Below are 23,259 nucleotides of genomic sequence, written 5' to 3' on the forward strand. Positions count from 1 at the left end.
GGCCACCGAGGTCGAGCTCAAGGAGCGCAAGCACCGCATCGAGGACGCCGTGCGCAACGCGAAGGCGGCCGTCGAGGAGGGCATCGTCGCCGGTGGCGGCGTCGCGCTGATCCAGGCCGGCAAGACGGCCTTCGAGAAGCTCGACCTGACCGGTGACGAGGCGACCGGCGCGCAGATCGTCCGGGTGGCCATCGAGGCCCCGCTCAAGCAGATCGCGGTCAACGCGGGCTACGAGGGTGGCGTCGTCGTGGACAAGGTCCGCAACCTGCCGATCGGCCACGGCCTGAACGCCGCGACCGACGTCTACGAGGACCTGCTCGCGGCCGGCGTCGCCGACCCGGTGAAGGTCACGCGCTCCGCGCTGCAGAACGCCGCCTCGATCGCGGCGCTCTTCCTCACCACCGAGGCCGTCGTGGCCGACAAGCCGGAGAAGAACTCGGCGATGCCGGGCGGCGACGGTGGCATGGGCGGCGGGATGGACTTCTGATCCACCCCTGATCCTCAGCGAGCGGGGCCGGTCACCGTCGGGTGGCCGGCCCCGTTCGTCATCCGCGGCCGACGTTGGCGACGATCTCCGTGTACCGGGCGGTCACCAGGTCGTTCGGGACGCCCTTCCGGCCGCACTCCAGCGCCGCCAGCCGCGGGTTCGAGCGCTCGACGACGAGGCGGCCATCCACCATCCGCGAGCGCAGCGCACGCAGCGCCTCGCGGAACCGGTCGTCCTGCCGCGCTCGCTCGTAGAACGAGAGCACGTGGACGTAGAAGAACAGGTTGTACTGCCCGAAGGGGTAGCTGACCTGGGTGAACAGCGTGCCGATGCCGAAGTGGCAGGGGCCGAGGGGTGCCCGCGTCTCCCAGTGCCTCAGCAGCATGTCGACGGCGCCGTCGAGCTCACCGGGCGGCGCATGGGCCGTGAAGCGGAAGGCGTCGAGCGCGCCGAGGGTGGGACCGGGGTTGGACGAGCCGGTCTCGGGCCCATGGCCGTAGCTGAACTTCAGGCAGCGCCAGCCGCCGTCGTCGTGCCGCGTGGCGAGCAGGTGCTCGAAGGTCCGCGCCAGCCGCTCGTCGGACGCGTGCCCGAGGTGGGCGAGGGTGCGGGTCGCGTTGATCGTCTGGCAGGGGTAGATGGCGCCGGGGGCGAGTCGGAACCGGCCGTCGTCGCGCCAGGCGCGCCAGACGAGGTCGGTGGCCCCGACGAGCGCCGGGTCGTCGGGCGGCACCCCGAGCTCGTGCAGCAGGCGCAGGCAGTCCAGCGTCGTGAAGGGGCTGCCCTTGGCGAGCCGGCCGTCCGGCGTCGCCCAGAGGTCGGCGCCGTTGTCGTGCCGGCGCGCGAGGATCGCGTCGACGTCCCGCTGGTGCTGCGGGGACACCGCCATGCCAGACGAGGCTACGCGGGACACCGCTGGGCGGCGGGCTCCGCACGGACCGACCGCCCCTCGGCTCGCACCACGCCCGCGGCGGGCTCGCAGCGGCCGGCCGGGTCGCCGCCCGCGCCTCGCTCAGTGCCGCAGGGCGCCGCGGTCGCGGGCCGGCACGCGCAGGCCCGAGGCGACCAGCCGGCGGATGAGCTCGTGCCCCGTGACGTGCTGCGCGCCGAGGGCCACGAGCTGCGGGTGCCGTTCGAGCGGCACGTCGTAGTGGTCCTGGTCGAACGAGCGGGCCGGCAGGCCCGCCGCCGCGGCGAAGGCGTGCAGCTCGTCGTACGACGAGTCGCTCACCAGGTGCGCCCAGAGCGTGCCGTGCCGCGGCCACATGGGCGTGTCGACGAGCACGGTCATCGCCGCAGGCTACGTCACGGCGTCACGCGCGCGAAGAGCCGCGACGCGGCCTGCTCGGCCTCGTCGTACGCCTGCGACGCGACCCGCATCGCCTGGGCGATCTGCGCCAGCGACTGCTCGACCCGCTGCTGCGTCGCCGACCAGTCCGCGACGACCGCGCCGAACGCGCCCGCCGCCGCGCCGCGCCACACGCCCTGCAGGTCCGCGAGCTGCCGGTGCATTGCCGCGACCTCTGCCTCGATGGATGCCGACCGCTGCTGGACCGCCGTGGCGGCCAGCGCCAGCTGCGCGACGTCGACCTGGTACTGGCTCATCGCCCCTCCTCGTCGTGCCCACCGCCCCGGTGCGGGGCCGTGGTGCGGCGCGAGGCTAGGTGGACGGCGACGGGGCGCGGCCCCGCGCGACGAGGCAGCGCGGGGCGCGGCGGTCAGGCTCCGGGCTGTGGGTGGGTGGCCGTCGAGGCGGGGACGGGCTCGCCGTCAGCCGGAGCCGCCGGCGCTTCCGAGCCGGCCTCCTGCACCTCGAGCTTGCCCAGCTCCTTCTCCACGCGCGAGAGCTCGGCGGTGACGTTCTGGCGTGCCGGCTCCTCCCACCGCTCGGAGAGCGGGGAGATGAACAGCGACGGGCGGGCCAGCAGCTTGCGCAGGATGCGCTGGCGGGCCTGCAGGAAGTCGTGCTGCGGGATGTGGGAGTACTCGGCGCGCAGCTCCTCGAGGTACGCCTTGTAGCGCTGCGGCTCGACGGCCAGCATCGCGAGGTCGGCGTCGCAGAGCACGGCGCTGTCGGGGTCGGACCGGTCGGTCGTGTGCCGCGCCAGGTGGACGACGAGGTCGTGGACGCGCTGTGCGCGCGCCTCGGGGACGCCGAGCGCGAGGAGCTCGGTCCGCGCCACGCCGGCGCTGGCGACCTCGTCCTCCCCGCCCTTGTTGGCGCGGGTCGCGGCCAGGTCGGACGCGAACACGGCGCCGTGGTACCAGGCGGCGAGCCTGACCAGGTCGGGCTCGTGCGTCTCCTCGGTCAGCTCGTCGACGCGCGACAGCACCGACAGGAGGTGCTTGAGGTTGTGGAACCGACGCTCCGGGGAGCTCCACCGTTCGAGGAGGGACTCACCGGTGCTCCGGATCTCCTCTGGTTGTGCCGTCCCACCTGCGGCCTGAACGCTGCGGACGAACCCTGACAACAGCCACTGCGGCGCTTCTAGTGCGCCCATGAGACGAACCTCACCGACGGTTTACTCGGACTCCCCATGGTACCCACGGTCCCCCGGGACTCCTGTCGGGACGGCGACGCGCACGGTCGTGCCCCCGCCGGGGGTCTCGGCCAGCGACACGTGCCCACGGTGGGCCCCGACGATCGCCGCGACGATGGCCATGCCCAGCCCGGCCCCGCCCGACTCCCGCGTGCGGGACGCGTCGACCCGGTAGAAGCGCTCGAAGACACGGGTGGCGTGCGCCGGGTCGATGCCCGGCCCGTGGTCGCGCACCTCGAGCACGCCGGCGCCGTCGGCCAGGCCGACCGCGATCTCCACCGGCGTGCCCACCGGTGTGTGACGCACCACGTTCCCGACGAGGTTGGCGACGACCTGCCGCAGCCGGGCGTCGTCGCCGGTGACGACGACGGGGCCGCCGGCGGCGCCCTGGCCGAGCGGGACGAGCCGGGCCGGACGGTCGGGGTCGAGGGCGTGCAGGTCGCTCACCGCGTCGGCGGCCAGCACGGTGAGGTCCACCGGCTCGTGGGCGACCGGCCGGCCCTCGTCGAGCCGCGCGAGCAGCAGCAGGTCCTCCACCAGGCCGCCCATGCGGGTGGCCGAGCCCTCGATGCGGCGCATCGTGTCGTCGACCTTCTCCCGCTCGTCGAGCGCGCCCATCCGGTACAGCTCGGCGTAGCCGCGGATGGTCGCCAGCGGAGTGCGCAGCTCGTGGGAGGCGTCGGCGACGAACCGCCGCATGCGGGCCTCGGAGGCCGTGCGGACGGCGAACGCCTGCTCGATCTGGGCGAGCATGCCGTTGAGCGAGGTGCCGAGGCGGCCGACCTCGGTCGACGGCGGGAGGGTCGGCACGCGCCGCGACAGGTCGCCGGCGGCGATGGCGGCCGCGGTGTGCTCGATCTCGACGAGCGGCCGGAGCGAGCGCCGCACGGCCCAGCCGGCGGCCAGCGCGCCGAGCAGCAGGATGCCGATGCCGGACAGCAGGAGGATGACGACCATCGTCTCCGTGGTGTCGGTGGTGCCGCCCAGCGGCAGCGCGATGATCACCGAGCCGCCGTAGGCGGCGGGGAGCGGGTACGCGACCGCGCGCCAGTGCGAGCCTGCGACGTTCGACCGCACGGTGAACGCGTTCGCGTCCCCGTTGGCGTCCATCGCCCGCACCTGGTCGACCGTCAGGGCGGGCAGGTCGGGCGTGCCGGACCGGGCGAGGGTCGCCCCCCAGCCCCAGTACGTCAGCGTCTGGCCGTTGTCGGCCAGCAGGCGCACGTAGTAGTCGCTCGGCCCGCTCCTGGTGGTCAGGCCGCTGAGCAGGGCGCTGACCTGCTGACCCGCCAGCGTCGTGCCCTCGGTCTTGAGCTTGTCGTCGATCTGCGCGACGAGCGAGCGCTCCAGCAGCGTCGCGCTCGTGCCGCCGGCCAGCACCAGCCCGGCGCCGAGCAGCACGGTGATGAGCACGACGAGGCGCACGCGCAGCGGGACGCGGTCCTGGACCGCGACCCAGCGGGCGCGCAGCCGGGCCCATCCGGACGGCGCACGGGGCCCGGTGGCGACGTCCCCGGCAGCGCCACCGGCCGCGGGCACGTCGTCCACGGGGGTCGCGTCGGCGCCCGCGGCGGCCCCGGGCGGGGTCGCGGCACGAGCCGGTTCGGCGGGGCTCGCGGCGCGCGCCGGGGCGGTCGGAGCGGCGCCGCCGGCCGGGGGCGAGGCGTCCCGCGGGGCGCCCGGGTGCGCGGGCGTGGCGGCGGCGAGCGGCGGTTGGACCGGCGCGAAGCCCTCGACCTTCGCCCTGCGCTCGGTCATGTCATCTCGCGCAGCAGGTACCCGACCCCGCGCTTCGTGTGGATGAGCGGCGGCAGGCGCCGACCCTCGGCGTTGTCGATCGAGTCGATCTTGCGTCGCAGGTAGGAGATGTAGCTCTCGACGATGTTCGCGTCCCCACCCCAGTCGTACTGCCACACGTGGTCGAGGATCTGGGACTTGGACAGCACGCGACCCGCGTTGAGCATCAGGTAGCGCAGCAGCTTGAACTCGGTGGGGGACAGCTCCACCTGCTGGCCGGCGCGCCGCACCTCGTGCGAGTCGTCGTCGAGCTCGAGGTCGGAGTAGCGCAGCACGCTCGAGTCGTCCTCGACGTGGTGGGTGCGGCGGAGCACGGCGCGGATGCGGGCGACGACCTCCTCGAGGCTGAACGGCTTGGTGACGTAGTCGTCGCCGCCGCCGGTCAGGCCCTGCACCTTGTCGGCGGTGTCGTCGCGCGCCGTGAGGAACAGCACGGGGACGAACTGGCCGCGCTCGCGGAGCCGGCGCGTGACGGCGAAGCCGTCCAGGTCCGGGAGCATCACGTCGAGCACGACGAGGTCCGGCTCGACGTCCTTGGCGAGCTTGAGGGCCGAGTGCCCGTCCGCCGCGGCGTGCACCTCGAACCCGGCGAACCTCAGCGAGGTTGCGAGCAGCTCACGGATGTTGGGCTCGTCGTCGACGACGAGCAGGCGCGCCTCGGGCATGGTGCTCACCATCCCAGTGTGTGCGCACCGTCTGAGAACTTGCTGAGAGTTGGCTGCGTCCGTCGCCCCCGGCGGGCCACCGGATTGCCGGGGCCCGCCAGGGGCGGACGTCACTGCGCGGCGATCTGCGGGGTCACGCTCGTCGTGCCCAGCTGCTGCGGGGCCTGGCCCGACTTGAGGGCGGCGAGCCGCGCCTCCACCTCGATCTGCTGGTCGCTGCTCTCGAGCTCGGCGAACTGCGAGTCGAGCGACGTCGCGGCGATCTCCGCCTGGCCCTGCGCGTAGGCCTCCTGGCGGCGGACCTTGTCCTCGAACCGCGACAGCTCGCTCGTCGGGTCGAGGACGTTGATGGAGCCGATGGCCTCCTGCACCTGGATCTGCGCCTGCGCCGACTTCTGGCGCGCGACGAGCGTGTCCCGGCGCGACTTGAGCTCGCCGAGCTTCTCCTTCATCTGGACGAGCCCGGTCTTGAGCTTGTCGACGGCCTCGCGCTGCGACGCGATGAGCGGCTCGGCCTCCTTGACCTCGTTCTCCGCCGTGATCTGCTTGCCCAGCGCGACCTTGGCGAGGGCGTCGAACTTGTCGGCGTTCGCCGCGTCGCCCGCGGCCCGGTACTGGTCGGCACGCGACGAGGCCGCGAGGGCCTTGCCGCCCCACTCGCTCGCCGCGGCGACGTCCGCGTTGTAGTCCTGCTCCGCCAGGCGCAGGTTGCCGATGGTCTGCGCGACGGCCTGCTCGGCGTCCGCGATCGAGTTGGTGTAGTCGCGGACCAGCTGGTCGAGCATCTTCTGCGGGTCCTCCGCCTGGTCGATCAGCGCGTTGATGTTGGCCTTCGCCAGCTGCGCGATCCGGCCGAAGATGGACTGCTTCTCGGTCATCGGTGTGCCTTCCTCGTCGTGTCCATGTGGTTCCCCTGTCGTCCTGCCCCACGCCTGCCGCGGCTAGAACCCGCCGCCGAAGCCACCTCCGCCGCCACCTCCGCCGCCGAAGCCGCCACCGAAGCCGCCGCCACCACCGCCTCCGCCTCCGCCCCAGCCGCCGCCCCCGCCGCCCCCGCCGCGCAGGATCGAGCCGAGGATCAGGCCGCCGAGCACCATGCCGCCGAGGTTGTTGCCGCCGCCCATGCGGGGGCCACCGCCCCACGGCGGGGTGTTGTTGTCGACGTCCTGACGGGCGGCGGCGACGGCGTCGTCGACGTACTGCTGGGCGCGCTGCGCCAGCGGGAGCGCGCCGACCGGGTCGGTGGCGCGCTGGGCCACGGCCTGGTCGCGGAGCCGCTGCCCCTCCGCAAGGCGCGTGCGGGCCTCGGGGCCGACGACCCCGCGGCGGGTGTTGATGAAGTCCGTCGCCGCCCGGATGGCAGAGTCGAGCCGGCCGAGGGTGTCGTCGAGCAGGACGAGGGCGCGCCGGCCCTGCTCCTCGCGCTCGCGCATCGGCGCCAGTGACGCGTCGAGCGCCGCCTCGGCCGACGTCAGCCCACGCAGCGCCGCCAGCGGGTCGCCCGTGCCGGCGCGCACGGCGCTCGCGGCCTGGACCGCGTGCTGGGCGGCCTGCACCTGCGGCACCACCGCGGGATCGCCGGGCGCGAGCCGGGCGGCATCCGAGAGGTCGGAGGTGATGGAGGCGATCGCCGCGTCGATCTTCTGCCCGGCCGCGGCCAGGTCGGCGCCGGCGGCGTCGACACCGTCGAGCAGGGTCTTGGCGTGGTCGAGCGCCGCCTCGGCGGCGCGCGCGTAGCCGACGGCCTCGCCGCGGTGGTCGGGCTCCGCGGCGGCCTTGCGGCCGGCCTCGATCGCGTCCTGCACGTCGGAGATCAGCGTCTGCGCGTGGTCGGGGTTCTGCGCGACCGATGCCAGCGCGTCCGCGGGGTACTGGGCGGCGAGCGCCTTGAGCGTCGCCCGCGCCGGTCCGAGCCGCTGCGTGAGGCCGGCCGCTGCCTGCGCGTGGTCGTCGAGCGCCTGCTCGACGTGGTCCTCGAGGTTTCGCATGTCGTCGAAGGCCGTCTTCTGCGCGTCCAGCGCGGCCGACACCTCGGCGCACAGGCGCAGGATCTGGGTGGTCCACTCCCGGCGCTGCTGCTCGGTGTCGGGCACCTCGTCGTCCAGCGCCTGGCGCAGCCGGAACGCCTCCGTCGCCTTCGTCTTGCCGTCGGCGAGCGCGGTGGCGAACTCCTTGGTCGCGTCGTTCCCGAACTGCGCCTGCGCGAAGCCCAGCTCCTGCTCCGAGCTGCGCAGCTGGTCGTCGATCGCGACGAGCGCCGAGCCGCTGCGCCGGTCGAGCTCGGCGGTCGGCAGCCCGGCCAGCTCGTCGGGGGAGGGTGCGGCCGGCGCGGGCACCCGCCGGCGGTTCGCCAGCGCGACGACGAGCACGACGATCCCCGCGATGGCGACCAGGCCGACGAGCAGCACCGAGCCGAAGCCCGGTCCCGACGAGGTGGCGGGCGGGCTCACGGGGACGCCACCGCCACCGCCCGAGCCGGCGCCCGTGGTGGCCGCCGAGCGCAGGCCGTCGGCCGCGGCCACCGCGGCACCCGCCCAGTCGTTGCCGCTCAGCTTCTGCCCCACCGCCGTGTAGACCGCCTGCATCTGGGTGGAGCTGACGTTCGTGACGGACTGCGGGGCGAGCGCGTACCGACGGGCCTGGGTGGCCACGGCGAGGACCACGTCGTTGGTGCCGAGGCCGGAGGCCTGGATCGTCGCCGTCGCCCAGCTGACCGGGTCCTGGTTGTCGAAGGTCGGCACGTAGACGACGTAGAGCTGCAGCCCGGTGTCGGAGCGGAGCTGGTCGAGCGACGACTGGACCCTCGACGTGTCGGAGGCGCTCAGCACGCCCGACTGGTCGGTGATGTGGTCCGCGCCGATGGTCACGGGGCCGGCGGCGGCGGCCGGCAGGGCGCTGAACAGGAACAGGGCCGCGGCGATCGCGAGGGCGCCTCCCGAGCGGAGCCCCCCGGCGAACCGTCGACCACGATCGGCGTGCACGAGCATGAGTCTCGACCTCCCCCTCACCCGCCCGCAACGACGATCGGGCCCGGTCGGTTCCCGGCGCCCGGGTCTCAGGCGTCGGTGCGTGCGGCCGGCTCGGCCGGCGGTTCCAGGTGGAGCAGGTTGTGCGCCGCCTCGATCCCCTCGGGCCGTCGGCGCAGCAGCACCGCCGCCGCGTGGTCGGCGAGCGCCGCACCCGCGGACCCGTACAGGTGGAACACCGCGTCCGCGCCGTGCCGGCGCAGCTCGGCGACGTCGTCGTCGTACCGCGCGACCGCGGCGACCTTGCCCGTGAAGCCGGCCGTGTGCAGCCGCGCCAGCGCGATGAGGTTGGCGTTGTGGAACGGCATCGCCAGGACCGCGACGGCGACCTTGCCGGCGCGCTGCACGCGGGTCCAGAACTCCAGGTCCGTCGCGTCGGCGCGGACCACCTCGAAGCCCTCGTCCTCCAGCTCGGCGACGCGGCGCTGGTCGTGCTCGACGCCGACCACGGACAGGCCGTACTCGTCGCGCAGCCGGGCGTAGGTGGCCGCGCCGACGCGGCCCAGGCCCAGGACCAGGGCGTCCGCGTCGCCGACGTCGACCAGGCGGTCGTCCGGGTGGAGCTTGTCGGCGGCGCGCTCCGGCAGCCAGGAGGCCATCCGGCTGGCCAGCTCGACGCCGCGGCGGTTGACGACGGAGGACAGCGCGAAGCTGAACGCCACCGCGAGCGACACCACCACCGTCCAGTGCTCGTCGAGCAGCCCGGTCTCCGCGCCGACGACCGCGACGAGGATGCCGAACTCCGAGTAGTTCGCCAGCGCGAGCCCGGCCAGGAACGACGTGCGCGCCCGCAGCCGCATGAGCCACAGCAGCAGCGCGTACGCCCCGAGCTGCAGCGGGAGCATGAGGAGCAGCGCCGCGGCCAGGGCGATCTCCGCCCAGTGCGGCGTGCCGTGCTGGCCGATCTCGACGAAGAACGCGACGAGCATGAGGTCCTTGAACGTCATGAGCGACCGCGACAGCTCACCGGCCTGGGGGTGGCTCGCGAGCAGCACGCCGACGACGAGCGCGCCGACGTCGCCGGAGATGCCGACGAGCTCGAACAGCCAGTAGCCGACGACGACGGCGACGAGCACGCCGAACAGCGCCTGCAGCTCGCCGTGCCCGACCCGGTCCCAGATCCGGTGCAGCACCCAGGCGCCCGGGATGAGCAGCAGCAGCGCGAACGCCCAGGGGCTGGGCGCGACGCCCGTCGACAGCGAGAGGAACACGACGGCCGCGATGTCCTGCATGACGAGCACGCCGATCGCGATGCGGCCGTAGAGGGCGGTGGTGTCGGAGCGGTCGTCGAGCACCTTGACGACGAAGACCGTCGAGGAGAACGCCAGCGCGAACCCGACGAGCGCGAGCGACCCGAACGGCGCGTCGGACACGAGCGTGAAGCGGACGACGGCGAGCAGCCCGAGGAAGCCGATCGCGATGGCCACCGACACGGCCAGGTGCAGCGTCGTCGTCAGCCAGATCTCCTTGCGCAGCAGCGTGCGCGCGTCCAGCTTCAGCCCGATGGCGAAGAGCAGCAGGATGACGCCGAAGTCGGCGATCGTCGGCAGGTACGGCAGGTCCGGCGCTCCCGCGGCGCCGAGGGCGAACCCGGCGGCGAGGAAGCCGACGAGCGGGGGCAGCCGCAGCAGCACCGCGACGAGGCCGCCGAGCAGCGCCGCTCCCAGGTAGAGCGCCGCCGCCGCCATGGTCGCCTCCCCGGTCCGGTGGCCAGGTGTGTCACGGATCTTGCCAGGTGGGAGCGCTTCCGATCAGTGCCGTTCGTCACGACCTGGGCGACGGGGTCTACGCCGCGCCGCCGAGGTCCTCGGCGTCGACGATCGTGTAGGCGTAGCCCTGTTCGGCGAGGAACCGTTGCCGGTGGGCGGCGAAGTCCTGGTCCACCGTGTCGCGGGCGACGATCGCGTAGAAGTGCGCGGTGCGGCCGTCGCCCTTCGGGCGCATGATCCGGCCGAGACGCTGCGCTTCCTCCTGCCGCGACCCGAAGGACCCGGACACCTGGACCGCGACGGAGGCCTCCGGCAGGTCGATCGAGAAGTTGGCGACCTTGGAGACGACCAGCGTGGGCACCGTCCCCTCGCGGAAGGCCGCGTAGAGCCGCTCACGCTCGCGCTCCGTGGTCTCGCCCGTGATGAGCGGCGCGTCCAGGTGCTCGGCGAGCTCGTGCAGCTGGTCGAGGTACTGGCCGATGACGAGCGTCGGTTCGCCCGGGTGCTGCTTGACGATCCGGTCGACGACCTTGTGCTTGCCGGCCGCGGTGGCCGCCAGGCGGTAGCGCTCGTCGGGGTCGGCCATCGCGTAGGTCATGCGGTCGTGGTCCGGCAGGGTGAGCCGGACCTCGGTGCAGACGGCGGGCGCGATGTACCCCTGGGACTCGATGTCCTTCCACGGGGCGTCGAACCGCTTGGGGCCGATGAGGGAGAACACCTCGTCCTCGCGGCCGTCCTCGCGCACCAGCGTGGCGGTCAGGCCCAGCCGGCGTCGGGCCTGCAGGTCCGCGGTCATGCGGAACACCGGCGCGGGCAGCAGGTGGACCTCGTCGTACACGATGAGGCCCCAGTCGCGGGCGTCCAGGAGCTCGAGGTGCGGGTACTCGCCCTTCCGCTTGACGGTGAGCACCTGGTAGGTGGCGATGGTCACCGGCCGGATCTCCTTGCGGGAGCCGGAGTACTCGCCGATCTCCTCGGGCGTCAGCGACGTGCGGCGGATCAGCTCGTCGCGCCACTGCCGGGCGCTGACGGTGTTGGTGACGAGGATGAGCGTCGTCGTCGACGAGCGGGCCATCGCGCCGGCGCCGACGAGCGTCTTGCCCGCGCCGCAGGGGAGCACGACGACCCCCGAGCCGCCGTGGAAGAAGCCGTCGATCGCCTGCTCCTGGTACGGCCGCAGGTGCCAGCCGTCCTGCGCCAGCTCGATCGGGTGCTTCTCCCCGTCGACGTACCCAGCGAGGTCCTCGGCGGGCCAGCCCAGCTTGACGAGCACCTGCTTGAGGTGGCCGCGCTCGGACGGGTGCACCAGCACGTCGGCCTCGTCGATGCGCGCGCCGAGCAGCCCGGCGGTCCGCTTCGACCGCATCACCTCGGCGAGCACCGCGCGGTCCAGGGCGTGCAGCACCAGCCCGTGCGCGGGGTCGTTCACCAGCTGGAGCCGGCCGTACCGGCCCATCGTCTCGGCGACGTCCACGAGCAGCGCGTGCGGCACCGGGTACCGGCTGAACTCCAGCAGCGTGTCGACCACCTGCTCGGCGTCGTGGCCGGCGGCGCGCGCGTTCCAGAGGCCGAGCGGGGTGAGGCGGTAGGTGTGGATGTGCTCCGGAGCGCGCTCCAGCTCGGCGAAGGGGGCGATGGCGCGGCGGGCGTCGCCGGCCTTCGGGTGGTCGACCTCGAGCAGCAGGGTCTTGTCGCTCTGGACGATCAGCGGTCCGTCAGTCACTCGGTTCCTCTCATGACGCTCGCTCGGCGCCGGCGATGCGGTGCACCGCCACGACGAGCTCCGCCTCGCGGGCGGGGTCGATCGCGCGCAGCCGCCCGCCATCGACGCTCACGGGACGCAGCAGCCGCCGCTCCAGCACACCCCGCCCGCCGACGACGTCGACCCAGACCAGGGAGCGCTCGGCGGCCGCCTCGCGCAGGAGCAGCAACGCGGCGGCCGGGTCGGCTGTTCCGGAGGGCGCGTCGGGGGCCGGGCGGGCGGCGCTCGAGGGACCGGGCGATCCGGCCGGCGCCTCGCTCCCGCGGGCGGCGTCCGCCGCGTGGCCGGTGCGCGCGGCGACCGGGCGGCTGGCCCCGGTCGAGCGGCCGGGTCCGCGGCCGGTCGCCCGTCCCAGCCCTTCCTGCCCGGCGCCCCAGCGGCCGCTCGCGGCACCCGCGCCGCTGCCGCCGACGGTCGACGGCCCGCCCTCGTGCGCGCCGTCGCGCGAGGCCTCGGCCTCGGCCCGTCGCAGGCGTGCGACGAGGGCGGTCAGCCGGGCCTCGTCGTCGGGCGGCTGCTCCTCGCGCTGCGGCCGCGGGCGGGTGCGCCGCCGCACCGCGGGCGCGTGCACGACGAGGCCGTCCGGCCCCTCCATCACCGGCGCGAGCCCGCGCCCGCGCAGCGCGGTCACGAGCTCCACCGGCGGCACCGCCGCCACGAGGACGGTCGGCGCGAGCAGGCGCAGCCCGAGGCCCGCGAGGCGGGGGTCGTCGGGCAGGCCCGCGAGCAGCGCGGCGTCGTCGGCCCGCAGGTAGGCGAGGGCGACGCCTGCACGCAGCACGCCGTGGCGGCGGGCCGTGTCGCGCACGAGGTACCGCAGCGGCTGGGGCACGCCGCTCCGGGCGACCGCCGTCAGCTCTGCCAGCAGCTCGTCGGCGGTGGCGCCCGCGTCGAGCGCCGCGCGGACCGACTCGGGCGTGAACCGCACCGTCAGCGCGCCACCGCGCGACTCGACCACCGCGGTGCGGTCGAGCAGCGCCGCGAGCCGGTCGCCCGGGCGGCCCGGCACGATCCCCGTCAGGTCGCCCTGCAGCAGCACCTCGTCGACCGGCGTGGGCAGCGATGCCGCGAGGGCGTCGGCGGCCGCCGAGGGGTCGATCGGCGACGCCCGGCCGGCGGGCGAGAGCGCGCCGGCGCCCGTGACGCCGAGCAGCTCCGCCTCGCGCAGCAGGGCGGTCACCGCGCCGGACGGAGGCACGTTGCGCGGCGTGCGCCAGCGCAGCACCGCCAGCACGTCGTCGAGCGGGGGCGCGGCGCCGGCCGGCGCGGTGGCGAGCACGTCGAGCACGGCGGCGCGGACGCGCGGCACCCACCGGCGGTGCAGGTCGGGCTCGAGCGCGCCGTGCGCCGAGCCACGCTCGTCGCGCGTCCCGACGAGCCAGGGCGTGCGCTCGCTCGTCAGCCACCCCGCGGCCAGGTGCGCCCATCGGGCCGGCAGGTCGCGGCGGAGCCAGGCGTCGGCGTCCTCGGTCGGCGCGAACGAGGGCCGCTCCTCGCCGTCGTCGGCGACCAGGCCCGCCGTGCTCGCCAGCTCCACGACGAACGCGGCCTCCGCCTCCTCGATGTCGAGCGCGTGTGCCAGCGCCCGCAGGTCGCGCACCCCGAGGCCGCCGGCCCGCAGCGCCGAGGGTGGCTCCTCGCCCCAGGCCGTCACGAGACGCACGACGAGCCGCACCAGCCGTTCGGCCGCGCTCGCGGACTCCGCCGCGACGACGTCCGGCCGCCGCACCGGCCAGTCGGGCGCCGGTGGCCGGGCTGCCGCGCGGTGGGTCCGCCCGTCGCGCAGCGCCAGGGCGACCGCCCGCGGCAGCACGACCTGCCGCGCGCCGCCGCGGACGAGGAGCCCGGCGTCGAGCAGCCGCCCGACGACCGGGAGGGCCGCGTTGCCGGCGGCGGGGACCAGCCCCACCGGTGGTCCCCACGTCAGCGCGTCGAGCACGGCGCGCTCGTCGGCGGGCAGGTCGCCCGGCACGACGACCGGCGCGGGCCCCGCGGCGAGCGAGGCGATCGCACCGGAGGGGGTGGTGCCGGCCGGGGCGGTGGCGGCGGGGGAGGCGCCGGTCGGCGCCGTGCCGGCAGGTGCTGTGAGCCGGGTCTCCGTCGGAGCCGGCGCGAGGCCGGCCGGGTAGGGGCCGAGGATCTCGGCGAGCCCGGGCGCCGCATGCAGCCCCTCGTCGTCGGGCCACACGAGCGCGAGCCCGATCGCCTCGTCCACGGCGCGCCCGACGAACGACGCGTCCGTGGCCGCGCCGAGCGGTGCGGCCCCGCCGTCGCCCGGCGCCGCGGGGAGCGCGAGGGTCGGTGCCGGCGAGGACCCCGTCCCTCCGTCACCGGCGGACGGCCCGGTGATCGCGGCGACGACGCGCTCGCGGCTCGGGGGTCCGTCCGGCGCGAGCGCGACGACCGCCTCGACGGCCTGCAGCACGGCGGCATCGACCGAGGCCAGCGCGCGTTCCAGGCTGGAGCGAGACGTGGCGCGCGCCGCGAGAGAGGCGAGCGTGACGGGGGATGGGGACGCCAGGTCCGGCCGACGACGCAGCAGGGCGACGAGGTGCTCGTCGTCCAGCGCGGTCAGGTAGTCGGAGATGGCCATCCGCACAACTTTACGTTCGTGCGCACCGGTGCCGGCGCGAACGCCTCCGTCGGGACCGGCCGCCTCGTGCGGTGTCGTCGTCGCGCTCGCTCACGGCCGTCCGCGCTGACCAGGGCGTCGCCTGCCGGGCGATAGCGTGACGCGTCGATCCCGTCCCGGAGGCCCCCACCATGACCCTCGATCTCGCCACCCTCGCCGCGCTGCGCGCCGATGCGGTCGACCAGCTGCCGCAGGTCGCCGGCCTGCGTCACGCGCTGCACCGCGCCCCCGAGATCGGGCTGCGGCTGCCGGCGACGCAGGCGCTGATCCTCGAGGCGCTGGCACCGGTGGGCCTCGAGGTGAGGACCGGCGCGGCGCTCGACTCGGTCGTCGCCGTGCTGCACGGCGGTCGCCCCGGTCCGGCCGTGCTGCTGCGCGGCGACATGGACGCCCTGCCCGTGACGGAGGCGACGGGGGAGCCGTTCACCTCCGAGAACGCCGGCGTCATGCACGCGTGCGGGCACGACATGCACGTGGCCGGCCTGGTCGGCGCCGCCCGGCTCCTGGCCGCCCGGCGCGACGAGCTCCCCGGGTCCGTCGTCTTCATGTTCCAGCCCGGTGAGGAGGGCGACGGCGGCGCGGAGCTCATGATCGCCGAGGGCGTCCTGGAGGCCGCCGGCGAGCGTGTGGTCGCCGGCTACGGCCTGCACGTTCGGGCCTCGCTGCTGGCCGCCGGCCGGGTGGCCTCCCGGCCAGGTCCGCTGCTGGCGGCGGCCGACCGGTTCCGCGTGACCGTGCACGGGCGCGGCGGCCACGGGTCGACGCCCTGGTACGCGGCCGATCCCGTGCCCGTGGCGGCCGAGATGCTGCTGGCCATGCAGTCGATGGTCACCCGCACGTTCGACGTGTTCGACCCGGTGGTGGTGACGGCCGGCCTCGTCCAGGCGGGCACCGCGAACAACATCATCCCCGACGACGCCCTGCTCGACGCGACCGTCCGCACGCTCTCGGCGGCCCACCGAGCCGCGGCCGAGGAGCGCATCCGGCGCCTCGTCGACGGCATCGCGGCGGCCCACGGCATGACCGCCGCGCTGGAGTGGATCCCCGGCTACCCGGTCACCGTCAACCACGCCCCCGAGGTCGCCCGCCTCGCGACGCTGACCACCGCGATGTACGACGAGGCCACGTACGTGCAGGAGGCGCAGCCCGTCCTCGGCGCGGAGGACTTCTCCTACGTGCTCGAGCAGGTGCCTGGCGCCTTCTTCTGGCTCGGCGCCACGCCACCCGGGCTCGACCCGGGCACGGCCCCGTACAACCACTCGGCCGGCGCCCGCTTCGCCGACGAGGCCCTCGCGGTAGGCCCGGCCGTCCTGGCCGCCCTGGCGCTGGACCGCCTCGCGCAGGGCTGACGGTCCGGCGCCGCCAGCCCTGATCGGCGCTCCCCGGACCGCGTCGCCGGCTCGTCGTGCGCGTCACCGGGTCGTCGTCCGCCGATCGGCACCGGTGCGCGCGGTGTGCCCACGTGCCGCAACCCCACGCGCACGGCACGATCGAGGCATGGACGTCACCGTGGCGGACGCGCCCGAGCGCGAGCGGTTCGAGGCCTGGCTGCCGGGCGGGACGCTCGTCGGCGCGGCGTACTACACGATGCGCGAGGACGCGGTCGTCTTCACGCACACCGAGGTGCCGGAGGAGTACGAGGGGCAGGGCATCGCGACCCAGCTGGTCCGCTCCGCGCTCGACAGCGTGCGGGCCCGCAACCTCCGCGTCATCGCCCTGTGCCCGTACGTGCGGGCGTTCCTGCGCAAGCACGAGGACGAGTACAGGGACCTCGTCGGCCACACGCCCGCCCCGCCGGAGGCGTGATGGCGGACCGCGCCTACCCGGGTACCGGGATCACCGTCCACTACGACCGCACCCGGTGCCGGCACGTCGCCGAGTGCGTGCGCGGCCTGCCGCTGGTGTTCGACCCGGAGCGGCGCCCGTGGATCGTCGTCGACAACGAGCGGGACCCGCTGCTCGTCGCCGAGGTGGTGCGCCGCTGCCCGACGGGCGCGCTGCACTACGAGCTCGACGACGGCCCGGCCGAGGTTCCCGACCCGGTGACGACGGTGACGGCGGTGCCCGACGGTCCCCTGCTGGTGCGGGGCGACCTGCGGCTCGACCTCGGCGACGCCGGCCGGATGACCGAGACCCGGGCGGCCCTGTGCCGGTGCGGCTCCTCGGGCAACAAGCCGTTCTGCGACGGGTCGCACGAGCGGATCGGCTGGCGCAGCGTCGCCGTGACGGACCGCGAGCCGAGCGGCGGACGCCCGCACTCCGAGCCCGCGGTCACCGACGACTGACAGACCGCGAATTGAGCGGGACCCGCCCGGTAAACTCGTGCGGTACAGCTTCAGCGAGACAAGGGGTGCGCCGTGCCGACCGGCAAGGTCAAGTGGTTCGACGCCGAGCGTGGCTTCGGCTTCATCGCCAGCGATGACGGTGGCGAGGTATTCCTGCACGCCTCGGCGCTGCCTGCCGGCGTGACGGCGCCCAAGCCCGGCGCCAAGGTGGAGTTCGGCGTCGCCGACGGCCGCCGCGGCCCGCAGGCGCTGTCCGTCAAGATGCTCGAGCCGATGCCGTCCGTGGCCAAGGCCAAGCGCCGGCCGGCGGACGAGATGGTGGTCGTCGTCGAGGACCTCATCAAGGTGCTCGACAAGGTCGGCAACGACCTGCGGCGCGGGCGCTACCCGGAGAAGGACCGCGCGGGCAAGTACGCGCAGCTCCTGCGCGCCGTCGCCGACGACCTCGAGGCCTGACCGTGGCCGACGCCGTCCTGGACAAGGCCGTCGATCTCGCACGCGAGGTCGCGGTCGAGCTCGCCGAGGACCCCGCCGACGTCGGGGACTACCTCGGCGCCGTCGAGGAGGCCGACCGGCTCGTCTCGCACCGCTTCGCCAACCTCGCCCGGGGCTACCACGGGTGGGAGTGGACGGTCACCGTGGCGCGCGTGCCGCGCGGCCGCACCGTCACGGTGAGCGAGGCGGCGCTCCTGCCGGGCCGCGAGGCCGTGCTCGCCAAGGCCTGGGTGCCGTGGGCCGAGCGGCTGCGTCCCGGCGACATCGGCCCCGGCGACGTGCTGCCGTTCCGGCCCGACGACCCGCGGCTTGTGCCCGGCTGGCGGCCGTCCGGCGACGCGGAGGTCGACGCCGTGGCGATCGACGAGCTGGCGCTCGCACGCGAGCGGATCCTCTCGCCCGAGGGTCGCGAGGAGGCGGCGCAGCGCTGGTACCGCGGGTCGCGCGGGCCGACGAGCGCCGGGTCGCTGGCGTCGGAGGCGGCGTGCGCGACGTGCGGGTTCCTCGTGCCGCTGCAGGGGCCGCTCGGCCAGGTCTTCGGGGTGTGCGCCAACGAGTGGTCGCCCGACGACGGCAAGGTCGTCAGCCTCGACCACGGCTGCGGGGCGCACTCGCAGACCGAGGTCGCCGCCGTCACGGAGTGGCCGGCGCCGGACCCGATCGTGGACGACGAGGCCGTCGAGATCGTCGAGGCGCACGTCGCCGCCGTCGAGGTGGTGCCGGAGGGTGCTGCCGACGCGCCGTCGGCCGGCGACGTGGTGGACGTCGACGTCCCCGGGGACGAGATCGACGTGCCCGTCGAGGACCTCACGGAGACCGCCGAGGAGCCGCCCGTCGAGTCGTTGGCCGAGGCCGACGAGCCGCGCGAGGAGCCCGCCGAGCCGTGACCGGCGACGCCTTCGGCACCGCCGCGTTGCGCGCCGCCGTGCTGGAGGCCTGGCGCGCGCTGCCCGCGCGCCTCCGGGAGGACGCCAACACGGAGGAGGACCACGCCCGCGGCTACTACCGCGACCGCCTGCTCGTCGAGCTGGCGCAGAACGCGTCGGACGCGGCGATCCGCGCGGGCGTGCCCGGCCACCTGCTGCTTCGTCTGGCGCGAACGGACGGCCGTGCCGTCCTCGTGGCCGCCAACACGGGCGAGGCGCTGACCGCGGCGGGCGTTGCGTCGCTCGCGTCGATGCGGGCGTCGGCGAAGCGGGACGGGCGCACGGTGGGCCGGTTCGGCGTGGGGTTCGCGGCCGTGCGGGCGGTGTCCGACGAGGTCGGCGTGCTGTCGACCGGCGGCGGCGTGCGGTTCTCCCTCGCGGACACGGCGGCGGCGCTCGGCGCCGCGTCGAGCGACGTGCCGGGCCTGGCCGAGGAGGTCCGCCGGCGGGACGGGTCCCTCCCGGCGCTGCGCCTGCCGTGGCCGGCCGAGGGGCGGCCGCCGACGGGCTACGACACGGCGGTGGTGCTCGAGCTGCGTGACGAGGTGGCGGCCGACGAGGTGGCGGGCCTGCTGGCCGGCGTCGACGACGCGCTGCTGCTGGCCCTGCCGGGGCTCGTCGAGATCGTCGTCGAGGACGACGAGCGGGTGCGCCGGATCGCCGACGTCGAACGCCGCTGGGCGGTGACGACGGCCGAGGGCGAGCTGCCCCTGTCCCTGCTCGCCGACCGCCCGGTCGAGGAGCGTGACGCCCGGGCCTGGCGCGTGACCTGGGCGCTGCCGCGCGAGGGCCAGGACTGGCCGCGCGTGGTGCACGCGCCCACCCCGACCGACGACCCGCTGACGCTGCCCGCGCTGCTCGTCGCCACGCTCCCGCTGGACCCGACGCGCCGTCATGTGGCGGCCGGCCCGCTGACCGACGCGTTGCTCGATCGCGCCGCCGACGCCTACGCCACCCTCGCCGCGCGCCTGGCTGACGAGGACCGGGCGCCAGGTCGATACCTGGATGCGGCGTCGACAGGTACAGGTATCGACGCCGCGGGCGACTATCGACGCCGGGCGGTGGGGGACGCGCGCGCGGGGGATCGGTCGCCGGCCGGTGCCGCCGCGCTGCCGGGTGCGGTCGAGCCGCTGGCGCTCGTGCCGATCGGGCTGGCGTCCGGTCGGGTGGACGCCGCCCTGGCGGAGCGGATCGTCGAGCGGCTGGCCCGCACCCCCCTGCTGGCGGGCGCCGAGGGGTTCGTCGTGCCGCAGGCGGCCGTGGTCACGGACCCGCAGCTCGACGACCGCGCCGCCGCCGCCCTCGCGGCGCACGTGAGCGGCCTGGTGCGGATCCCGGAGCGGTACGCGTCCCAGGCCCGCGTGCTCGGGGTGGAGACGCGCCCCCTCGCCGAGGTCGTCGACGAGCTGCCGCTGGCCCTCGGCCCCGACGTGTACGCGGCGCTCGACGGCGCGGCGGACGACCCGCTCGCGCGCGAGGCCCTCGCCGCGCTGCCCGTGCCGCTGGCCGGCGGGCGCGTGGTCCGCGGCGCGCGGGGCACGCTCCTGCTCGACGCCGACGACGTGTCCCGGCTCGCTCCCGCGACGCTGCGCGCGCTGACGACGTGGGGCGTGCGCATCGTCGACCCCGAGGCCGCCCACCCCGTGCTCGAGCGGCTGGGCGCCGAGCCGGCGACGCCGGCACAGGTGCTGGCGGCGGACGCCGTGCGGCAGGCGGTGCTCCAGCAGGAGGAGGGCGACGGCGCGGTGACCGACGCCGTCCTGGACGTCGTCGGGCGCGTGCTCGACGACGGCGCCGTGCCCGAGCTGCCGTGGCTCGGTCTCGTCGAGCTCACCGCCGCGGACGGCGAGCCTGCCCCCGCCCACGGCCTGGTGCTGCCCGGCTCGCCCGCCGCCCGGCTGCTCGACGACCGCGTGCTCGCGCCGGTGAGCCTGGCGGCGGTCGACCGGTGGGGCGAGGACGTGCTGCGGGCCGTCGGCGTGCGCTCGTCGCTCGTCGTCATGCGGCTGCGCGACGTCGTCGCCGACCCCGGCGCCGACGAGCCCGACGAGGCCCTCGACGGGTGGCCCGAGTACCTGGAGCACCTGGCCGACGAGCTCGCGCCCGGCGCCTTCGTCGGGGACGTCGCCGCGATCGCCGACCTCGACGCCGTGCTCGAGGACGCCTGGCCCGACGTGCTGCGGCTCGTCGCCGGGACGCCCGAGCTGCGGCGGGCGCTGACGACCCCGGTGGTCGACGAGCACGGGCGCCGCGCGCCCTCGTACACCTCCTGGTGGCTGCGCACGCGCGGACCGGTGGGCGGCCCGTTCGCCCTCGGCGGCGCCTCGGGATGGCTGCCGACGGCGCCCGGCTGGCTCGACGGGCTCGACGACGAGGTTCTGGGCGCCCTCGGCGGGACCCGACTGGACGGCCTGGACCTCGACGGCTGGGTGCGTCTGCTCGACGCGCTGCCGGTGGGCCAGGCGGTGGCTCCCGCCGACGCCGTCGCGGCGTGGCGCGCGCTGGCCCGCCTCTCGGCAGACGCGCCCGGCGGGCCGCCCGAGCAGGTCGTCGCGATGGTGGGCCCCGACCGTGCCGCCGTGGTGCCGGCCGAGGATGCCGCGGTGGCGGCCGCGCCGATGTGGCGTCAGCGCACCGACGTCGCCGCGATCGTGCCGGTGCTCGCGGGCGGCGACCCCGCGGCGCTCGCGGACGTGCTGGACCTGCCGCTGGCCTCCGAGCTCGCCGCGGGGGAGGTCTCGGGCGACGGCGTGCGGCAGCCCGTCCCGGACGCGGCCCGCGCGCTCCTGCCCGACGACGCGCCGCGCACCTGGTGGGAGCACGACGACCTGCGCGTCGACGGCGTGGACGTCGAGTTCTGGGCCGACGAGGCCGGCGTCCACGCGGTGACCACCGCCGGCCTGGCCGCGGGGCTCGCCCAGGTCGTCGGCCGCTGGGACCGCCGCTGGGCGCTGGAGGCGGTGCTGGCCGACGAGCGGCGCGCCGCCGAGGCCCAGCTCGACGACTGACGGCCGGCGGCACGCCGGGGTGGCGTCAGCGGGGCAGGCGGCGTCCCATGCGGTCGTGCCGGCGTGACCACGCGACCCCGAAGATCCCCAGGAGCACGCCCACGCCGCAGACCTCGACCGGCGTCCACGAGATCAGGGAGAACACGGCCAGCAGCAGACACACCACGAGCGCGACCAGCCAGACCAGCGCGCCGACGCCCGCCACCCGTGCGAGGTCGACCTGGATCGGCTCGCCGGGGTCGGGGGCGGGGGAGGTCATGCGGCGAGGGTATCCGTCCGGCCCGGCCGCGCCGGCCCGAAGGGTGAGCGCCGGTCGCGGCGAACGGGTGCAAGGGGCGCCGGTGACACCCGGCAGAGGCCCCGCGTTAACCCCGTGTTACGGCTCGTGAAACGGTCTTCGGCGGCGCACACACCTCTGTCACACTTCCGCCATGTCCTCCCCCAGCACCACGCAGACCCCCACGCGTAGCGACGGGTCGCCCAAGAACTTCCTCGACCGGTACTTCCACATCTCCGAACGCGGCTCCACCATCGGCACCGAGATCCGCGGCGGGTTCGTCACCTTCTTCACGATGGCCTACATCATCGTGCTGAACCCGATCATCCTGGGCGGCAAGGACGCCACGGGGCAGGCGCTGGCCTCGCCGGCGACGATCGCGGCGACGACCGCGCTGGTGGCGGCCGTCATGACGATCCTCATGGGCGTCTGGGCGAACTTCCCGCTCGCGCTGGCCACCGGCCTCGGCATCAACGCGGTCGTCGCGTTCTCCATCGCGACGCTGCCCAAGATGGCGTGGCAGGACGCGATGGGCATCGTGGTGCTCGAGGGCATCGTCATCACGATCCTCGTGCTCACCGGGTTCCGGCAGGCCGTGTTCAACGCGGTGCCGACCTGGCTCAAGACGGCCATCAGCGTCGGCATCGGCCTGTTCATCGCCTTCATCGGCCTGGTGGACTCGGGCTTCGTGCGGGTGCCGCCGGGCGCGGCGACGCCGGTCGAGCTGGGGCAGTTCGGGTCGCTGCAGACGTGGCCGGTGCTCGTCTTCGTCGTCGGCCTGCTGGCGATGGTCATCCTCATGGTGAAGAAGGTGCGCGGCGCCATCCTCATCGCGATCCTCGGCACCACCGTCGTCGGCATCGTCGTCCAGGCCATCACCAAGGTCGGCGCGGCCTCCCAGGACAACCCCGCCGGCTGGAAGTCGACCGTCCCGTCGTTGCCGAAGACCATCGTCGACACGCCGAACTTCTCGCTGCTCGGCCATTTCTCGCTCTTCGGCGCGTTCGGCAAGATCGGCGCGATCACCGCGATCGTCCTGGTGTTCTCGCTGCTGCTGTCCGACTTCTTCGACACGATGGGGACGATGGTCGCCATCGGCTCCGAGGCCGGCCTGAACGACGAGAACGGCAACCCGCCGAAGACCCGCGAGATCCTCATCGTCGACTCCCTGGCCGCCGTGGCCGGTGGCGCGGCCGGCGTCTCGTCGAACACCGCGTACATCGAGTCGGCCTCCGGCGTCGGCGACGGCGCGCGGACCGGGCTCGCCTCCGTGATCACCGGCATCTGCTTCGCCCTGTCGACGTTCCTCGCGCCGCTCGTGGCGGTCATCCCGTCGGAGGCCGCGGCGCCCGCCCTGGTCGTCGTCGGCTTCCTCATGGTGACCCAGGTGCTGGGCGTCGACTGGAAGAGCTACGAGATCGCCATCCCGGCGTTCGTGACGATGATCCTCATGCCGTTCACCTACTCGATCACCGCGGGCATCGGCGGCGGCGTCATCCTCTACGTCGTGCTGCAGGCCGTGGCCGGCAAGGCGCGCAAGATCCACCCGCTGCTGTGGCTCATCGCGCTGCTGTTCGTCGCCTACTTCATCCGCGGGCCGCTGCAGTCGCTCGTCAGCTGACGCCAACCGGTGCCGAAGGGGGCCGGGTC

Annotated in this window: 20 protein-coding genes; 8 read left to right on the top strand and 12 right to left on the bottom strand. The window is 75.2% G+C overall.

Annotated elements, in window-relative coordinates:
- A partial coding sequence (locus BGO37_RS05835; protein ID WP_291753046.1) for a TCP-1/cpn60 chaperonin family protein occupies nt 1-487 on the top strand: 487 nt, incomplete at its 5' end.
- A 58-nt stretch (nt 488-545) separates the two neighbouring features.
- Here the strand turns inward: BGO37_RS05835 and BGO37_RS05840 are convergent.
- From BGO37_RS05840 to BGO37_RS05890, 11 genes are all read right to left on the bottom strand, one after another.
- Complete coding sequence (locus BGO37_RS05840; protein WP_291753050.1) at nt 546-1,376, bottom strand: hypothetical protein; 831 nt, start codon at nt 1,374-1,376, stop codon at nt 546-548.
- A 123-nt stretch (nt 1,377-1,499) separates the two neighbouring features.
- Nucleotides 1,500-1,778: a DUF4031 domain-containing protein gene (locus tag BGO37_RS05845; RefSeq protein ID WP_291753052.1), complete on the bottom strand. Its 279-nt coding sequence runs from the start codon at nt 1,776-1,778 to the stop codon at nt 1,500-1,502.
- Nucleotides 1,779-1,792: 14 nt separating this feature from the next.
- Nucleotides 1,793-2,092 (bottom strand): WXG100 family type VII secretion target, encoded by a 300-nt coding sequence (locus tag BGO37_RS05850; RefSeq protein ID WP_291753053.1) that lies wholly within the window; start codon nt 2,090-2,092, stop codon nt 1,793-1,795.
- Between the two features lie 113 nt (nt 2,093-2,205).
- Nucleotides 2,206-2,988, bottom strand: a complete 783-nt coding sequence (locus BGO37_RS05855; RefSeq protein WP_291753055.1) for a hypothetical protein — start codon at nt 2,986-2,988, stop codon at nt 2,206-2,208.
- 21 nt (nt 2,989-3,009) lie between these two features.
- A complete protein-coding gene (locus BGO37_RS05860) occupies nt 3,010-4,785 on the bottom strand; it encodes a HAMP domain-containing sensor histidine kinase (protein ID WP_291753056.1) in 1,776 nt (591 codons plus the stop codon).
- Nucleotides 4,782-5,501, bottom strand: coding sequence for a response regulator transcription factor (locus BGO37_RS05865; protein WP_291753057.1), 720 nt, complete (start codon nt 5,499-5,501; stop codon nt 4,782-4,784). Before BGO37_RS05865 ends, BGO37_RS05860 begins: the two co-directional genes overlap by 4 nt.
- A gap of 98 nt (nt 5,502-5,599) precedes the next feature.
- On the bottom strand, nt 5,600-6,367 hold the full coding sequence (locus BGO37_RS05870) for a PspA/IM30 family protein (protein WP_291753059.1): 768 nt from the start codon (nt 6,365-6,367) through the stop codon (nt 5,600-5,602).
- Between the two features lie 63 nt (nt 6,368-6,430).
- Nucleotides 6,431-8,470 (bottom strand): TPM domain-containing protein, encoded by a 2,040-nt coding sequence (locus BGO37_RS05875; protein ID WP_291753060.1) that lies wholly within the window; start codon nt 8,468-8,470, stop codon nt 6,431-6,433.
- 74 nt (nt 8,471-8,544) lie between these two features.
- Entirely contained in the window at nt 8,545-10,203 is a 1,659-nt protein-coding gene (locus BGO37_RS05880; protein ID WP_291753062.1) for a cation:proton antiporter family protein, read from the bottom strand.
- 97 nt (nt 10,204-10,300) lie between these two features.
- Nucleotides 10,301-11,947 carry a DNA repair helicase XPB gene (locus tag BGO37_RS05885; RefSeq protein ID WP_291753064.1) on the bottom strand — a complete coding sequence of 549 codons (1,647 nt, stop codon included), beginning with the start codon at nt 11,945-11,947 and terminating at the stop codon, nt 10,301-10,303.
- 10 nt (nt 11,948-11,957) lie between these two features.
- A complete protein-coding gene (locus BGO37_RS05890) occupies nt 11,958-14,579 on the bottom strand; it encodes a helicase-associated domain-containing protein (RefSeq protein WP_291753065.1) in 2,622 nt (873 codons plus the stop codon).
- 170 nt (nt 14,580-14,749) lie between these two features.
- Here BGO37_RS05890 and BGO37_RS05895 point away from each other — a divergent pair, with 170 nt between their 5' ends.
- From BGO37_RS05895 to BGO37_RS05920, 6 genes are all read left to right on the top strand, one after another.
- Nucleotides 14,750-15,967 carry a M20 family metallopeptidase gene (locus tag BGO37_RS05895; protein ID WP_291753066.1) on the top strand — a complete coding sequence of 406 codons (1,218 nt, stop codon included), beginning with the start codon at nt 14,750-14,752 and terminating at the stop codon, nt 15,965-15,967.
- A gap of 148 nt (nt 15,968-16,115) precedes the next feature.
- The gene (locus BGO37_RS05900) at nt 16,116-16,424 is read left to right on the top strand and encodes a GNAT family N-acetyltransferase (RefSeq protein ID WP_291753067.1); all 309 of its coding nucleotides are present in this window, start codon (nt 16,116-16,118) and stop codon (nt 16,422-16,424) included.
- On the top strand, nt 16,424-16,903 hold the full coding sequence (locus BGO37_RS05905) for a (4Fe-4S)-binding protein (RefSeq protein ID WP_291753068.1): 480 nt from the start codon (nt 16,424-16,426) through the stop codon (nt 16,901-16,903). The genes BGO37_RS05900 and BGO37_RS05905 overlap by 1 nt, the downstream gene beginning before the upstream one ends.
- 72 nt (nt 16,904-16,975) lie before the next feature.
- Complete coding sequence (locus BGO37_RS05910; protein WP_291753069.1) at nt 16,976-17,359, top strand: cold-shock protein; 384 nt, start codon at nt 16,976-16,978, stop codon at nt 17,357-17,359.
- 2 nt (nt 17,360-17,361) lie between these two features.
- The gene (locus BGO37_RS05915) at nt 17,362-18,285 is read left to right on the top strand and encodes a DUF3027 domain-containing protein (RefSeq protein WP_291753070.1); all 924 of its coding nucleotides are present in this window, start codon (nt 17,362-17,364) and stop codon (nt 18,283-18,285) included.
- Nucleotides 18,282-21,332 (top strand): ATP-binding protein, encoded by a 3,051-nt coding sequence (locus BGO37_RS05920; RefSeq protein ID WP_291753071.1) that lies wholly within the window; start codon nt 18,282-18,284, stop codon nt 21,330-21,332. Before BGO37_RS05915 ends, BGO37_RS05920 begins: the two co-directional genes overlap by 4 nt.
- A 25-nt stretch (nt 21,333-21,357) precedes the next feature.
- Here the strand turns inward: BGO37_RS05920 and BGO37_RS05925 are convergent, their stop codons facing one another.
- Entirely contained in the window at nt 21,358-21,591 is a 234-nt protein-coding gene (locus BGO37_RS05925; protein ID WP_291753072.1) for a DUF2530 domain-containing protein, read from the bottom strand.
- Nucleotides 21,592-21,763: 172 nt separating this feature from the next.
- Between BGO37_RS05925 and BGO37_RS05930 the strand changes: the two genes are divergently transcribed.
- Complete coding sequence (locus BGO37_RS05930; RefSeq protein WP_291753073.1) at nt 21,764-23,230, top strand: NCS2 family permease; 1,467 nt, start codon at nt 21,764-21,766, stop codon at nt 23,228-23,230.
- Nucleotides 23,231-23,259 lie beyond the last annotated feature (29 nt).

The organism is Cellulomonas sp. 73-92, from assembly GCF_001898175.1.
Lineage (GTDB): Bacteria > Actinomycetota > Actinomycetes > Actinomycetales > Cellulomonadaceae > Cellulomonas.